The following is a 13,605-nucleotide window of genomic DNA, read 5'->3' as shown; positions in this document are numbered from 1 at the left end:
GCCGGGCCCGCAGGTCTCCCCGTGGCGCACGGCGACGCGGTACCGTGGCGTCCCTTCTTCCCCCGGCCCTGTCCATCGTGTGGGGTCCACCCGAAGATTAGGGGAAATGATCCTCGTGGCCGCCCTGGAGGTTCCGTGGTACAGGCGTACATCCTCATCCAGACCGAAGTGGGCAAGGCGTCGTTCGTCGCCGAGTCCATCGGCCAGATCCCGGGGGTGATCCAGGCCGAGGACGTGACAGGTCCGTACGACGTGATCGTGCGCGCCCAGGCCGACACCGTGGACGAGCTCGGCCGCATGGTCGTGGCCAAGGTCCAGCAGGTGGAGGGCATCACCCGCACCCTGACCTGTCCGGTGGTCCATCTGTAGCCCCCGTCTACTCTTGGCCGGTGATGTCCCTCCACCGCCGGCCCGTCCGTGTCCTGGCCATGCCCGTCGCCCTGGTCCTGTCCGCCCTGGCCGCATGTACCCCGGGCGACACCGAGGCCCGGGTGGAACCGCCACCCGCACCGCCGGCCGACGTCGCGGGGTTCTGTGCGGCACTGCACAAGGAGCTCCCGGAGACGGTGGCCGGCCTGGCCCGGACCCGGACCGAACCGGAGTCCGACCTGACCGCCTCGTGGGGCGGCTCGGCGATCGTACTGCGGTGCGGGATCGCCAAGCCTCCCAAGATGCTGGATCCGAAGCAGGAGGGCGTCCATGTGAACGACGTGGCCTGGCTGCTGGAGAAGCTCGGCGACGGCGGTTTCCGTTTCACCACCGGGCTGCGGCTGGCCTACACGGAGGTCCGGGTCGACGAGGAGCATGCCACGGACGCGGGGATGCTCGTCGGTCTGTCCACGGCCATCGCCGCGACCGTGCCCGAGGGCATCGCCTCCTACTGAGCTCCGGCACGCCGCCGCCCGCCGCCCGCCCTCGTGCAAGGCGGCCGGCGGGCGGCGGTACGCGGTGCTAGCGCAGCCCCGTGGAGCGGCGCAGGGCGGCCTGGATCAGGCGGTCCACCAGCTCGGGGTACGCGACGCCGGACTTCTCCCACATCAGCGGGTACATCGAGATCGGCGTGAAACCGGGCATGGTGTTGATCTCGTTGATGACGAATTCGCCGTCCTCGGTGAGGAAGAAGTCGGCCCGCACGAGGCCCTCGCAGGACGCCGCCTCGAAGGCCTCGACCGCGAGCCGCTGCACCTCGGCCGTCTGCTCCGGGGTGAGCGGGGCGGGCACGATCCCGGAGGCGGAGTCGATGTACTTCGCCTCGAAGTCGTAGAAGTCGTGGCTGGACACCGGCGGGATCTCGGCGGGCACGCTCGCGCGCGGCCCGTCCTCGAACTCCAGGACGCCGCACTCGATCTCGCGGCCGCGCAGCAGCGCCTCCACGATGATCTTCGGGTCGTGGCGGCGGGCCTCCCTGACCGCGGCCTCCAGACCGGAGGCGTCGTCGACCTTGGTGATGCCGATCGAGGAGCCGGCCCGGGCGGGCTTCACGAAGAGCGGCCAGCCGTGCTCGGCGGCGAAGTCCAGGATCCTGGCCGTGGCGGCCTCCCGGTCGGCTTCCCACTCGCGGGGGCGGATGGTCACGTAGGGGCCGACGCGCAGCCCGAAGGACGTGAACACCCGCTTCATGTAGTCCTTGTCCTGCCCGACGGCGGACGCGAGGACGCCCGAGCCGACGTACGGGATGCCGGAGAGCTCCAGAAGGCCCTGGAGGGTGCCGTCCTCGCCGTAGGGGCCGTGCAGCACGGGGAAGACGACGTCGACCTCGCCCAGGGCCTTCGGGACGGCTCCGGGCTCGGTGTAGACGACCTGGCGGCTGGCCGGGTCGACCGAGAGCACGACGGCGCCGTCCTCGGACTCGGCGAGCTCCTCGACGCTCGGGAGCCTGCGGTCTGAGATGGCCATCCGCGCGGGCTCGTCCGCGGTCAGCGCCCACCGGCCGTCCGTGGTGATGCCGATGGGCAGCACCTCGTACCTGGACCGGTCGATGGAGCGCAGCACGGCGCCCGCCGTGACGACCGAGATGGCGTGTTCCGAGCTGCGGCCGCCGAACACGACGGCAACGCGGGGCTTGCGGCCCTGCTGCTCAGGGGTCTGGGGGAGGTTCTCGCTGCTCATATCGGCATGAGAGTACCCGCTCATGCGTCCGGGAAGGAGTCAGCGACGTTCCGGTTTGGCGCTGCGGCCCATCAGCTCCTTCAGGGCCACGAGGGTGGGCTTGCCGTGATGGACGATGTCCACGACCGTCTCGGTGATCGGCATGTCGACCCCGTGGCGGCCCGCCAGATCGGCCACCGACTGGCAGGACTTGACTCCCTCGGCGGTCTGCTTGGTGACCGCGATGGTCTCCTCCAGGGTCATTCCGCGGCCGAGGTTGGTGCCGAAGGTGTGGTTCCGGGAGAGGGGCGAGGAACAGGTGGCGACCAGGTCACCGAGGCCCGCGAGGCCGGAGAAGGTGAGCGGGTCGGCCCCCATGGCCACGCCCAGGCGGGTCGCTTCGGCCAGTCCGCGGGTGATGAGCGAGCCCTTGGTGTTGTCGCCGAGGCCCATGCCGTCCGCGATGCCGACGGCGAGGCCGATGACGTTCTTGACGGCACCGCCGAGCTCGCAGCCGATGACGTCGGTGCTCGTGTACGGGCGGAAGTAGGCGGTGTGGCAAGCGGCCTGCAGGCGCTGGGCGACGGCCTCGTCCACACAGGCGACGACGGAGGCCGCGGGCTGGCGGGCGGCGATCTCGGCGGCCAGGTTGGGGCCGGTGACGACGGCGATGCGCTCGGCGGGGACCTTGGCCACCTCCTCGATGACCTCGCTCATCCGCTTGGCGGTGCCGAGTTCGATGCCCTTCATGAGGGAAACGAGGACCGTGTCGGGGGCCAGCAGCGGCGCCCAGGCGGCCAGGTTGTCGCGCAGGGTCTGGGAGGGGACGGCCAGGACGGTGAAGTCGGCGCCGGCGGCGGCCTCGGCCGGGTCGCCGGTGGCTCGGATGTTCGCGGGGAGTTCGACGTCGGGGAAGTAGTCCGGGTTGGTCCGGCCGGTGTTGATGGCGTCGACGACCTCGCCGCGGCGGCCCCACAGGGTCACCTCGCAGCCGGCGTCGGCGAGCACGATGGCGAAGGCCGTGCCCCAGGAGCCCGTGCCGAAGACGGTCGCCTTCGTAGGACGTGTCACTTCTTGCCCTCCCCTGCGGCCTTGCGCCGCTGTTCCGCCCTGGCGTGGCGATGGTCGTACGGCTGCGCGGGCGCGGTCTCCCCGCGCACCTCCTCCAGGAGGCCGGTGATGGCCGCCATGACCACCTCGGTGACTTCCTTGAGGACGTCCGGAGTCGGCTCCCGGTCGTAGTAGGCGGAGAGGTCGACGGGCGGTCCGGCGAGCACCCGGAGGGTCTTGCGCGGAAACAGCCGGACCTTGTTCTCCTTGGCGTAGGGAGGCATGACCAGGTTGGCTCCCCACTGGGCCACCGGGATGACGGGGGCCCGGGTCATCAGCGCGACGCGGGCCACGCCGGTCTTGCCGGCCATCGGCCACATCTCGGGATCGCGGGTGAGGGTGCCCTCCGGGTAGAAGGCCACGCATTCGCCGCGCTCGATCGCGTCCACGGCGGCCCGGAACGCGTCGAGGGCGTTGGTGCTCTCCCGGTAGACGGGGATCTGGCCGCTGCCGCGCAGGATCGCCCCGACGAAGGGGACCTTGAAGAGGGCGGCCTTGGCGAGCAGTCGGGGCACCCGGCCGGTGTTGTACTGGAAGTGCGCGTAGGAGAGCGGGTCCAGGTACGAGTTGTGGTTGACGGCGGTGATGAAGCCGCCCTCGGCCGGAATGTGCTCCATTCCCCGCCAGTCCCGCTTGAAGAGCACTACCAGCGGCGGTTTTGCGATGACCGCCGCCAGGCGGTACCAGAAGCCGATTCTGCGGCGGGACACTCGGACACCTTCCTCTAGGACCGGTGCGCGGCTGGGGCACCTCGTCGTCGGCCGGACAAGTGTCACCCCGGGCCCGGTCTCTGTCGAGAACACGGTACGCCCCGCTCACACCGCCGGGCTCCCGGGCTGCCCGGGCAAAGGCGACAATGGGCCGACACATGACCCGGCCATGACCTGTCCTTGGCCCGGGGAGGGCGCGGCGCGCACCGGAGGAAAGGGGTCCGACACGAACGCCGTCTGGAGTCTGGTGGTCCCGTTGAAGCCCCTGTCGGTGGCCAAGAGCCGTCTGGCGGCAGCGGTGGGGGCCTCACGCCCGGGTCTGGCCCTGGCCTTCGCCCAGGACACCGTCGCGGGGGCGCTGGCCTGCGCCGCGGTCGCGGACGTGGTGGTGGTCACGGACGATCCCGCGGCCGGGGTGGAACTGGCCAGGCTGGGGGCGCGGATCGTCCCGGACGTCCCGGCGGCCGGGCTCAACGCGGCCCTGGCCCACGGTGCACGGGCGGCGCGGGAACGGCGGCCCGCCGCCGCGGTCGCGGCGATGAACGCCGACCTGCCGGCACTGCGGCCCCCGGAATTGCTACGCGTGCTCGAAAACGCCTCGGTATTTCCACGCGCATTTCTGGCGGATGCCGCCGGAATCGGGACGACTCTGCTTTCCGCAGCGGCGGACGTGGAATTGGCCCCTTCCTTCGGGGGCCCTTCGCGGGCGAGGCATTCCGCCTCGGGGGCCGTCGAAATCGCACTGACGGACGTCGACAGCGTGCGAAGGGATGTGGACACCGCGGCGGACCTGCGGACCGCGCTGGCCCTGGGCGTGGGGCGTCACACGGCCCGATACAGTGCGGCTATGCAGGCGACCGCGTACACGTACGACTCCCAGACCCGCAGCGGCAGTGTGCTGCTGGACGACGGCACCCCGGTGTCCTTCGAGGCCCCGGCGTTCGACGCGGGCGGTCTGCGGCTGTTGCGTCCCGGACAGCGGGTCCGCATCGAGACGGACGGCGCGGGCGCGGAGCTGCGGATCACGCTGATCACGCTCCAGACCTTCTGAACCGGTCCGCCACGGCGTCCGCGGGGCACCCGGCGACCCCGGAACGCACCGCGGGCCGGCTTCCCCGAGGAGGGAAGCCGGCCCGGCGTGTGTGACTCGTGCCCCTACTTCTTGCGGGCGGTGGTCTTCTTCGCGGTGGCCTTGCGGGTCGCCGTCTTCTTGGCCGGCGCCTTCGTCGCCGCGGTGGCCTTCTTGGCCGCCGGGGCGGTCTTCTTCGCGGCGGCGGTGGTCTTCTTCGCCGCGGCCGTGGCCTTCTTGGCGGTGGTGGTCTTCTTGGCGGTCGCCGTCGCCTTCTTCGCCGCGGCCGTGCTCTTCGCCGCCGTCTTCTTGGCGGTCGCGGCGGTCTTCTTCGCCGCGGTCTTCTTTGCGACCGTGGTCTTTGCCGCCGCCTTCTTGGCGGTGGTGGCCTTCTTCGCGGCGGCCTTCTTGACCGTCGCGGAGGCACCGCCGGTGAGGCTGCCCTTCGGCGCCTTCTTCACCGACACCTCGCCGCCCTTGGGCAGCTTCTTGGTGCCGCTGACCAGGTCCTTGAAGCCCTGGCCGGCTCGGAATCGGGGCACCGAGGTCTTCTTGACCCGGACGCGCTCACCCGTCTGCGGGTTGCGGGCGTAACGGGCCGGACGGTCGACCTTCTCGAACGAGCCGAAGCCCGTGACCGAGACCCGGTCGCCCGCGACGGTAGCGCGGACGATGGCGTCCAGTACCGCGTCGACAGCGTCCGCGGCCTGCTGGCGGCCGCCCAGCTTGTCGGCAATCGCTTCTACGAGCTGCGCCTTGTTCACGTCTTCCCCTTCGGAGACTTCGCCAGAACGAATGTGTTCAAGCTTATTTCGCACGTTAGGCGGATATATACCGCAAATCAAACACGAAACGGGCTAATCACCCTAGTGCCGCAACGCCGGAGGCGGTTACGGAGTTCCTTCGCATCAGTCGCCTTCAGGGAATCGACCCTCGTCGAGGTCCTTCATCAACCTGTCCAGGCGCCTTGCCGCATCGGCGAGATCGTGCTTCGCCGCGGCCGTGACGACCAACAGCTTCCGGGACAGCGCCATCCTTACGCCCTCCGGGACTTGCAGTGAGCGCACCCGTGTGTGTGCTTCTTTCAGCCGGTCCGCGACGAGTTCGTAGAGCTCGAGTTGACTGTCGCGTTCCATGCACAGATTGTGCCATCTGGGGCGAGTTGTCGCCTCACGGGGCCTCAACAAACGACTGTGCCCCCCGCCGGAGGGCGGGGGGCACGGTGTTGTCGACGCGATCAGCCGGGGCCGAATAAGCGCTGATCAGGCAGGAATCAGGCCTGAATCGTGCGCGGCTTGAAGGCCGGGCGGGTGCTTTCGTAGGTGGCGATGTCCGCTTCGTTCTGAAGGGTGAGCGAGATGTCGTCCAGGCCTTCGAGGAGGCGCCAGCGGGCGTTGTCGTCGAGTTCGAACTCGGCCACGACGCCTTCGGCGCGCACCTGGCGGTCGACGAGATCGACGGTGATCTCGGCGGTGGGGTCGGCCTCGGTCAGCTTCCACAGACGCTCGACGGTCTCCTGCGGCAGGACCACGGTCAGCAGGCCGTTCTTCAGCGAGTTCCCGCGGAAGATGTCGGCGAAGCGGGAGGAGATGACCGCCTTGAAGCCGAAGTTCTGCAGGGCCCAGACGGCGTGCTCGCGCGAGGATCCGGTGCCGAAGTCGGGGCCGGCGACGAGCACGGTCGCACCGGCGCGCTCCGGACGGTTCGTGACGAACTCCGGGTCCTTGCGCCAGGCCTCGAAGAGCCCGTCCTCGAAGCCGTCGCGGGTGATCTTCTTGAGCCAGTGGGCCGGGATGATCTGGTCGGTGTCGACGTTGCTGCGGCGCAGCGGGACGGCCCGGCCGGTGTGGACGGTGAAGGCTTCCATGGTTCAGACTCCGGCGGTCGCGTCGGCGGCGGACAGGTCGGCGGGTGAGGCCAGATGGCCCAGCACCGCTGTGGCGGCGGCCACCTGCGGGGACACCAGGTGGGTACGCCCGCCCTTGCCCTGCCGGCCCTCGAAGTTGCGGTTGGAGGTGGACGCGGAGCGTTCACCGGGCGCCAGTTGGTCGGGGTTCATGCCCAGGCACATCGAACAGCCCGCGTGCCGCCACTCGGCCCCGGCCTCCTTGAAGACCTTGTCCAGGCCCTCTTCCACGGCCTGGAGGGCCACGCGGACCGACCCCGGAACGACGAGCATCCGTACCCCGTCGGCGACTTTGCGGCCCTCGATGATCCCGGCCACGGCGCGCAGGTCCTCGATGCGGCCGTTGGTGCAGGAACCTACGAAGACGGTGTCGACCGTGATGTCGCGCAGCGGCTGCCCGGCGGTCAACCCCATGTACTCCAGGGCCTTTTCGGCGGCGAGGCGCTCCGAAGCGTCCTCGTACGAAGCCGGGTCGGGGACGCTGGCCGACAGCGGCGCGCCCTGGCCCGGGTTGGTGCCCCAGGTGACGAACGGGGACAGCGCGGAGCCGTCGATGACGACCTCGGCGTCGAAGACCGCGTCCTCGTCGGTGCGCAGGGTCTTCCAGTACGCGACGGCCGCGTCCCAGTCCTCGCCCACGGGGGCGTGGTCACGGCCCCGGAGGTAGTCGAAGGTGGTCTGATCGGGGGCGATCATGCCCGCCCGGGCGCCGGCCTCGATCGACATGTTGCAGATGGTCATGCGGGCTTCCATCGAGAGCTTCTCGACGGCCTCACCGCGGTACTCCAGGATGTAGCCCTGGCCACCGCCGGTGCCGATCCTCGCGATGATCGCCAGGATCAGGTCCTTCGCGGTGACCCCGTCGGCCAGCTCGCCGGTGACCGTGATCGCCATGGTCTTCGGACGGGCCAGCGGCAGGGTCTGGGTGGCCAGCACGTGCTCGACCTGACTCGTGCCGATACCGAAGGCCAGCGCACCGAAGGCACCGTGCGTGGAGGTGTGCGAGTCACCGCAGACCACCGTCATGCCCGGCTGGGTCAACCCCAGCTGCGGCCCCACGACGTGGACCACGCCCTGCTCGACGTCGCCCAGCGGATGCAGGCGCACACCGAACTCGGCACAGTTCCTGCGCAGCGTCTCCAGCTGCGCCCGGGAGACCGGGTCCGCGATCGGCTTGTCGATGTCGAGGGTGGGGGTGTTGTGGTCCTCGGTCGCGATGGTGAGGTCGAGGCGCCGGACCTTGCGGCCGGCCTGGCGCAGCCCCTCGAAGGCCTGCGGGCTGGTCACCTCGTGCAGCAGGTGCAGATCGATGAAGAGGAGGTCGGGCTCGCCCTCGGCGCGCCGGACGACATGGTCGTCCCAGACCTTCTCCGCGAGTGTCCTACCCATCGCTTTCCCTCCGGCCGGCGGGTTGTGCCGGCGCTTCATAGAGATCTCGTGCCGCCAGACGCCCGTACCCCACGTCCCGGACGACGGCTCGGACCCAGTGGTTCGTGGACCCGCACATACAGACTCGCTGGTTCTTGGAAAAATTGAACTTGCGTTTCACAGTGTGAGACGTGAATATCGTTTCATGGACAACTCTAGCGGCGTCGGCGTTCTCGACAAGGCAGCTCTGGTATTGAGCGCACTGGAGTCCGGTCCGGCCACCCTCGCCGGGCTGGTCGCGGCGACAGGGCTCGCACGACCCACGGCACATCGCCTTGCCGTGGCACTGGAACACCACCGGATGGTGGCGAGGGACATGCAAGGCCGGTTCATCCTCGGCCCGCGGCTGGCGGAGCTCGCCGCCGCGGCCGGCGAGGACCGACTGCTGGCCACGGCGGGACCGGTACTCACCCACCTCCGTGATGTGACGGGCGAGAGCGCACAGCTCTACCGTCGCCAGGGAGACATGCGTATCTGCGTGGCGGCGGCGGAACGGCTGTCGGGCCTTCGGGACACCGTCCCGGTCGGCTCCACGCTGCCGATGAAGGCCGGCTCGGCCGCCCAGATCCTGATGGCCTGGGAGGAGCCCGAGCGCCTCCACCGCGGCCTGCAGGGCGCGCGCTTCACGGCGACGGCTCTCTCGGGCGTACGGCGCCGCGGCTGGGCGCAGTCGATCGGCGAGCGGGAGCCCGGTGTGGCATCCGTCTCGGCGCCGGTGCGCGGACCGTCGAACCGCGTGGTGGCCTCGGTGTCGGTGTCCGGGCCGATCGAGCGACTGACCCGCCACCCGGGCCGTATGCACGCCCAGGCCGTCATCGACGCGGCTGCACGGCTGACGGAGGCGCTGCGCCGCTCCGGCTGACGCCGGCCCCCCATCCCTTCACCCCCGGGCCCGGGGGCGCGTACGACGCCGCACACGTCCGAACACGCGCCGCCGGGCCCGCACTTGCGTCCGCGCCGGCCCGACGGAACACAGCGAAGAGGCCCTCCGCGGTGAACGCGGAGGGCCTCTTCCATGCGTACCCCCGACCGGATTCGAACCGGCGCTACCGCCTTGAGAGGGCGGCGTGCTAGGCCGCTACACAACGGGGGCTTGCTTGTACTGCGCTGGGCTACCAGGACTCGAACCTAGAACAAAGGAACCAGAAACCTTCGTGTTGCCAATTACACCATAGCCCAATGTGGTCTATACCAGACCAGTACCCCCGACCGGATTCGAACCGGCGCTACCGCCTTGAGAGGGCGGCGTGCTAGGCCGCTACACAACGGGGGCCCTAGCGATCCTGCATCAAGACGTCCGGGAGCTACCCAAAGGAGATCTTGCGGGAAGGATCTGTACCCCCGACCGGATTCGAACCGGCGCTACCGCCTTGAGAGGGCGGCGTGCTAGGCCGCTACACAACGGGGGCAAAGCACTGCGTTACTGCTGCACTGCGCTGGGGTACCAGGACTCGAACCTAGAATAAGGGAACCAGAAACCCTCGTGTTGCCAATTACACTATACCCCACCGAAAGTCAAGCCCTTGGGGCTTTTGTTTCGAGTGGCGCCTCCGTCCGGCCTTTCGGCCCGCTCCGGCGGCGCAGAAAGAACATTACCGGATGCCTGACCGTGCTCCAAAACGGGTATCCCGTGCCAGCAGCTCCGGCAGTCGGTCAAGGCCTTCGATGCGGTGCGCCCCCTCGGGTCCCGGACCCCGGCCGCCGGCCCGGTCGATCCAGACGGCCAGCAGCCCCGCGTCACGGGCTCCGCGCGCGTCGATCTCGGGTTGGTCCCCCACGTACGCCACCTCCCCCGGCGGCAGTCCGAGCGCCTCGCACGCGGCCAGGAACGCCTCCGCCTCGGGCTTGCTCACACCGAGTTCGACGGCGCAGACCAGCACCTCGAAGCGCTCGCGCAGCCCCAGGTGGCGCAGCTTGGGGTCCTGGTTGGCGGCGGAGGAGTTGGAGAGCACCCCGTGCCGGTACCCGGCCGCGAGGGCGTCGAGCGCCGGAACCACGTCCGGGAAGACCGTCCAGGCGGCCTTGTAGTGCTCGACGTAACTGTCGAACCAGGCGTCGGCCTCGGCCTCGGTCATCCCGGGCTCGTCGAGGAACTCCCGCACCCGCTCCTGCCGCTGCCCCTGGAAGGTGCCCACCCCCGCCGCGAAGCGCGCCCAGTGACGGTCGGTGATCTCCCGCCAGCGGGCGAGTGCCTGTGCGGGCGTCCCGTGCCACCCGGCCGGTCGGACGGCCCCCAGCTGTGCGGCGAGCCCGGTCGCGTCGGCCCCCGTGTAGTCGAAGAGGGTGTCGTCGATGTCCCACAGCACGGCGCGGATCGGCATGTGCCCGAGCCTACGCCGCGGGCACCCGCGCGGGGGCCGCGACGGGGAAGTCCGTCACGGGACGGGGTGCGCGGCACGGCCCCGCGGGCGCGTGGTGGCCGTTTCCGCGGCACCGCCGGTCCGCTGCCGGGCAGGCTCTGCGCACCGCGGGCGGAACGCCGCAGGGGGCGGCGGCCGGGGTACGGACGCCGCCCCCTGCGGGACGTACGGGGACGCGCGCGGCTCAGCCGGCCAGCTTGGCCAGGGCCGCGTCGATGCGGGCCAGCGAGCGCTCCTTGCCCAGGATCTCCAGGGACTCGAAGAGCGGCAGGCCGACCGTGCGGCCGGTGACGGCCACGCGGACGGGGGCCTGGGCCTTGCCGAGCTTGAGGCCGTGGGCCTCACCGGCGGTCAGGACGGCCTGCTTGAGGGACTCGGGGTCAGACCAGTCGGCGCCGGCCAGCTTCTCGCGGGCGGTGGTCAGCAGGGCCGCCGGCTCGCCCTTCATCGCCTTGTCCCAGGAGGCCTGGTCCTCGACGGGCTCCTTGCGGAACAGGAAGTCGACGTTGGCGGTGATCTCCGACAGCACGCCCACCCGCGTCTGGGCGTACGGCGCGATGCGCTCCCAGGCCTCCGTGTCGAAGTCCTCGGGCTCCCAGTTGGCGTGCGGAGCCTGCAGCCACGGGGCGCAGCGGTCCGCGAACACCTTCGGGTCGAGCAGGCGGATGTGGTCGCCGTTGATCGACTCGGCCTTCTTGAGGTCGAAGCGCGCCGGGTTGGCGTTCACGCCGTCGATGTCGAACTTCTGGACCATCTCCTCGATCGAGAAGACGTCCTGGTCCTTGGAGAAGGACCAGCCGAGGAGCGAGAGGTAGTTCAGCAGGCCCTCGGGGAGGAAGCCGCGCTCGCGGTACAGGTTGAGCGAGGCCTCGGGGTCGCGCTTGGACAGCTTCTTGTTGCCCTCGCCCATCACGTACGGCAGGTGTCCGAAGGCGGGGGTGCCCTTGGCGACGCCCAGCTCGATCAGCGCCGCGTAGAGGGCGATCTGGCGCGGGGTCGAGGAGAGGAGGTCCTCGCCGCGCAGGACGTGCGTGATCTCCATCAGCGCGTCGTCCACGGGGTTGACCAGGGTGTAGAGCGGGGCGCCGTTGGCCCGGACGATGCCGAAGTCCGGCACGTTCTCCGGGGTGAAGGTCAGCTCGCCGCGGACCAGGTCGGTGAAGGTGATGGGCTCGTCGGGCATCCGGAAGCGGACGATCGCGGGGCGGTGCTCGCCCTGGTACGCCTCGATCTGGACGGTGCTGAGCTCGCGGCAGTGGCCGTCGTAGCCGGAGGGCCTGCCGGCCGCGCGGGCGGCGGCGCGGCGCGCGTCGAGCTCCTCGGTGCTGCAGTAGCAGTGGTAGGCATAGCCGCCGTCCAGCAGCTTCTGCGCGACGTCCCGGTAGATGTCCATGCGCTCGGACTGGCGGTACGGGGCGTGCGGGCCGCCGACCTCGGGGCCCTCGTCCCACGTGAAGCCGAGCCAGCGCAGCGAGTCGAGCAGTTGGTCGTAGGACTCCTCGGAGTCGCGGGCCGCGTCGGTGTCCTCGATGCGGAAGACGAACGTACCGCCGTGGTGGCGCGCGAACGCCCAGTTGAAGAGGGCGGTGCGGACCAGGCCCACATGGGGGTTGCCGGTCGGGGAGGGACAGAAACGTACGCGGACTGGTCCGTTAACCACGCTTGATCACCTTGTTGGTGAGAGTGCCGATGCCTTCGATGGTGACGGCGACCTCGTCGCCGACGTTGAGGGGGCCGACTCCGGCCGGGGTCCCCGTGAGGATGACGTCGCCGGGGAGCAGCGTCATGGCCTCGGTGATGTGGACGACCAGGTCCTCGATGGAACGGACCATGTCACTGGTGCGGCCCAGCTGGCGCTGCCGGCCGTTGACCGTGCACTGGATGGCCAGGTCGCTCGGGTCGAGGTCGGTCTCGATCCACGGGCCGAGGGGGCAGGAGCTGTCGAAGCCCTTGGCCCGGGCCCACTGCTTCTCCCGCTGCTGGACGTCGCGCGCCGTGACGTCGTTGGCGCAGGTGTAGCCGAGGATGACGTCCTTGACGCGCTCCTTGGGGACCTCTCGGCACATGCGGCCGATGACCACGGCGAGCTCCGCCTCGTGGTGCAGGTCCTGGGAGAAGGAGGGGTAGGTGATCGGGTCACCCGGGCCGACCACCGAGGTGGACGGCTTGAAGAAGGTGATGGGGGCGTCCGGGACCTCGTTGCCGAGCTCTGCCGCGTGCTCCGCGTAGTTGCGGCCGATGGCCACGACCTTGTTCGGGAGCACGGGCGGCAGGAGCCGGACCTTGCTCAGCGGGACCTTGGTGCCCGAGAGCTCGAAGTCCGCGAACGGGATGCCCTTGATGATGTCGAGCACGAGCGACGCTTCGTTGCCGGGGGCGGCGTCGCCCTCGACCGCGCCGAACGCGACATTGCCGTCGATCGAGAACCTGGCGATGCGCACGTGTTGCGTCTGCCCCTCTGTATTTCCGCTGGCTGGAGTCTGCGTTCCCCAGGCTAACGCGGCAGGCGGCAGCGCCTCACGTTCCGTGCGGGACGGCTTACTGCGCGGCGGCGACCGGCGCGTCCATCAGGACGGTGCGCCGGGGGTTGGCGGTCTGCGTCGGCAGCTCGACGGCGTGCTCCGGGGAGGCCGGTGCCGCCTGCAGCTCCTCAGCGTCCTTGAGGTGCGCGAGGGTGGTGCGGCGGGGGTTGGCTATGTTGCGGAACATCGTCGTGGTCTTCATCGGAGTTCGGGGTCCTCGGTTCGATCCTGTGGATGTCGGCGGGCGCGAGAGACCGGCCCTGACGCCAACCCTTCAAGGGGCAAGGCTAAACATCTGAATCCCCCGGCGAACCGGGAAGTAATGGCCACGGCTATGTGAGTTTGCTCACCCGCGACCGGACATTACCCCCATAAAGGACAGCCAGTAAGGGGCGGAGAAACGGACATTGCG

Annotated in this window: 15 protein-coding genes and 5 tRNA genes; 4 read left to right on the top strand and 16 right to left on the bottom strand. The window is 70.1% G+C overall.

Annotated features, from left to right (window positions below; all coding sequences use genetic code 11):
- Positions 1–135: 135 nt before the first annotated feature.
- Positions 136–369 (top strand): Lrp/AsnC family transcriptional regulator, encoded by a 234-nt coding sequence (locus R4Z63_RS23560; protein ID WP_030028650.1) that lies wholly within the window; start codon positions 136–138, stop codon positions 367–369.
- Between the two features lie 23 nt (positions 370–392).
- Positions 393–884, top strand: coding sequence for a DUF3515 family protein (locus R4Z63_RS23555; protein ID WP_384450473.1), 492 nt, complete (start codon positions 393–395; stop codon positions 882–884).
- Between the two features lie 67 nt (positions 885–951).
- Here the strand turns inward: R4Z63_RS23555 and R4Z63_RS23550 are convergent, their stop codons facing one another.
- Genes R4Z63_RS23550 through R4Z63_RS23540 form a run of 3 tightly spaced genes read right to left on the bottom strand, consistent with a single transcriptional unit; the run spans position 952 to position 3,908 of the window.
- On the bottom strand, positions 952–2,109 hold the full coding sequence (locus tag R4Z63_RS23550; protein WP_037928262.1) for a D-alanine--D-alanine ligase family protein: 1,158 nt from the start codon (positions 2,107–2,109) through the stop codon (positions 952–954).
- Positions 2,110–2,148: 39 nt separating this feature from the next.
- Positions 2,149–3,159, bottom strand: a complete 1,011-nt coding sequence (locus R4Z63_RS23545) for an NAD(P)H-dependent glycerol-3-phosphate dehydrogenase (RefSeq protein ID WP_037928258.1) — start codon at positions 3,157–3,159, stop codon at positions 2,149–2,151.
- Complete coding sequence (locus R4Z63_RS23540; RefSeq protein ID WP_037928255.1) at positions 3,156–3,908, bottom strand: lysophospholipid acyltransferase family protein; 753 nt, start codon at positions 3,906–3,908, stop codon at positions 3,156–3,158. Before R4Z63_RS23540 ends, R4Z63_RS23545 begins: the two co-directional genes overlap by 4 nt.
- A 169-nt stretch (positions 3,909–4,077) precedes the next feature.
- Here R4Z63_RS23540 and cofC point away from each other — a divergent pair, with 169 nt between their 5' ends.
- On the top strand, positions 4,078–4,959 hold the full coding sequence (cofC, locus tag R4Z63_RS23535) for a 2-phospho-L-lactate guanylyltransferase (protein WP_384450468.1): 882 nt from the start codon (positions 4,078–4,080) through the stop codon (positions 4,957–4,959).
- A 104-nt stretch (positions 4,960–5,063) separates the two neighbouring features.
- Here the strand turns inward: cofC and R4Z63_RS23530 are convergent, their stop codons facing one another.
- From R4Z63_RS23530 to leuC, 4 genes are all read right to left on the bottom strand, one after another.
- Positions 5,064–5,741: an HU family DNA-binding protein gene (locus R4Z63_RS23530; RefSeq protein WP_384450465.1), complete on the bottom strand. Its 678-nt coding sequence runs from the start codon at positions 5,739–5,741 to the stop codon at positions 5,064–5,066.
- Between the two features lie 144 nt (positions 5,742–5,885).
- Positions 5,886–6,113: an SCO5555 family protein gene (locus R4Z63_RS23525; protein WP_030009267.1), complete on the bottom strand. Its 228-nt coding sequence runs from the start codon at positions 6,111–6,113 to the stop codon at positions 5,886–5,888.
- A 137-nt stretch (positions 6,114–6,250) separates the two neighbouring features.
- The gene (leuD, locus tag R4Z63_RS23520) at positions 6,251–6,844 is read right to left on the bottom strand and encodes a 3-isopropylmalate dehydratase small subunit (protein WP_384450462.1); all 594 of its coding nucleotides are present in this window, start codon (positions 6,842–6,844) and stop codon (positions 6,251–6,253) included.
- 3 nt (positions 6,845–6,847) lie between these two features.
- Positions 6,848–8,272 (bottom strand): 3-isopropylmalate dehydratase large subunit, encoded by a 1,425-nt coding sequence (gene leuC / locus R4Z63_RS23515; protein ID WP_037931113.1) that lies wholly within the window; start codon positions 8,270–8,272, stop codon positions 6,848–6,850.
- Positions 8,273–8,456: 184 nt separating this feature from the next.
- Between leuC and ndgR the strand changes: the two genes are divergently transcribed.
- Positions 8,457–9,173, top strand: coding sequence for an IclR family transcriptional regulator NdgR (gene ndgR, locus R4Z63_RS23510; RefSeq protein ID WP_007266782.1), 717 nt, complete (start codon positions 8,457–8,459; stop codon positions 9,171–9,173).
- A gap of 158 nt (positions 9,174–9,331) precedes the next feature.
- On the opposite strand, the gene R4Z63_RS23505 is transcribed toward ndgR, so the two are convergent.
- The 9 genes from R4Z63_RS23505 to R4Z63_RS23465 form a co-directional block, all read right to left on the bottom strand.
- A tRNA-Glu gene (locus tag R4Z63_RS23505) sits at positions 9,332–9,404 on the bottom strand.
- 14 nt (positions 9,405–9,418) lie between these two features.
- Positions 9,419–9,490, bottom strand: a tRNA-Gln gene (locus R4Z63_RS23500).
- A 21-nt stretch (positions 9,491–9,511) separates the two neighbouring features.
- Positions 9,512–9,584: transfer RNA gene (locus tag R4Z63_RS23495), tRNA-Glu, on the bottom strand.
- Positions 9,585–9,647: 63 nt separating this feature from the next.
- A tRNA-Glu gene (locus R4Z63_RS23490) sits at positions 9,648–9,720 on the bottom strand.
- A 27-nt stretch (positions 9,721–9,747) separates the two neighbouring features.
- Positions 9,748–9,819 (bottom strand) — tRNA-Gln (locus tag R4Z63_RS23485).
- Between the two features lie 84 nt (positions 9,820–9,903).
- Positions 9,904–10,632 carry an HAD family hydrolase gene (locus R4Z63_RS23480; RefSeq protein ID WP_037928245.1) on the bottom strand — a complete coding sequence of 243 codons (729 nt, stop codon included), beginning with the start codon at positions 10,630–10,632 and terminating at the stop codon, positions 9,904–9,906.
- Between the two features lie 223 nt (positions 10,633–10,855).
- Positions 10,856–12,331, bottom strand: a complete 1,476-nt coding sequence (gltX, locus tag R4Z63_RS23475; protein ID WP_384450458.1) for a glutamate--tRNA ligase — start codon at positions 12,329–12,331, stop codon at positions 10,856–10,858.
- Positions 12,324–13,112 carry a fumarylacetoacetate hydrolase family protein gene (locus R4Z63_RS23470; RefSeq protein ID WP_384450455.1) on the bottom strand — a complete coding sequence of 263 codons (789 nt, stop codon included), beginning with the start codon at positions 13,110–13,112 and terminating at the stop codon, positions 12,324–12,326. The genes gltX and R4Z63_RS23470 overlap by 8 nt, the downstream gene beginning before the upstream one ends.
- A 97-nt stretch (positions 13,113–13,209) precedes the next feature.
- Positions 13,210–13,395: a hypothetical protein gene (locus tag R4Z63_RS23465; RefSeq protein ID WP_037928238.1), complete on the bottom strand. Its 186-nt coding sequence runs from the start codon at positions 13,393–13,395 to the stop codon at positions 13,210–13,212.
- Positions 13,396–13,605 lie beyond the last annotated feature (210 nt).

Source organism: Streptomyces sp. PL-29, from assembly GCF_058344425.1.
Note: the sequence above shows the minus strand (reverse complement) of the source record. Positions and strands in the feature narration are given on the sequence as shown.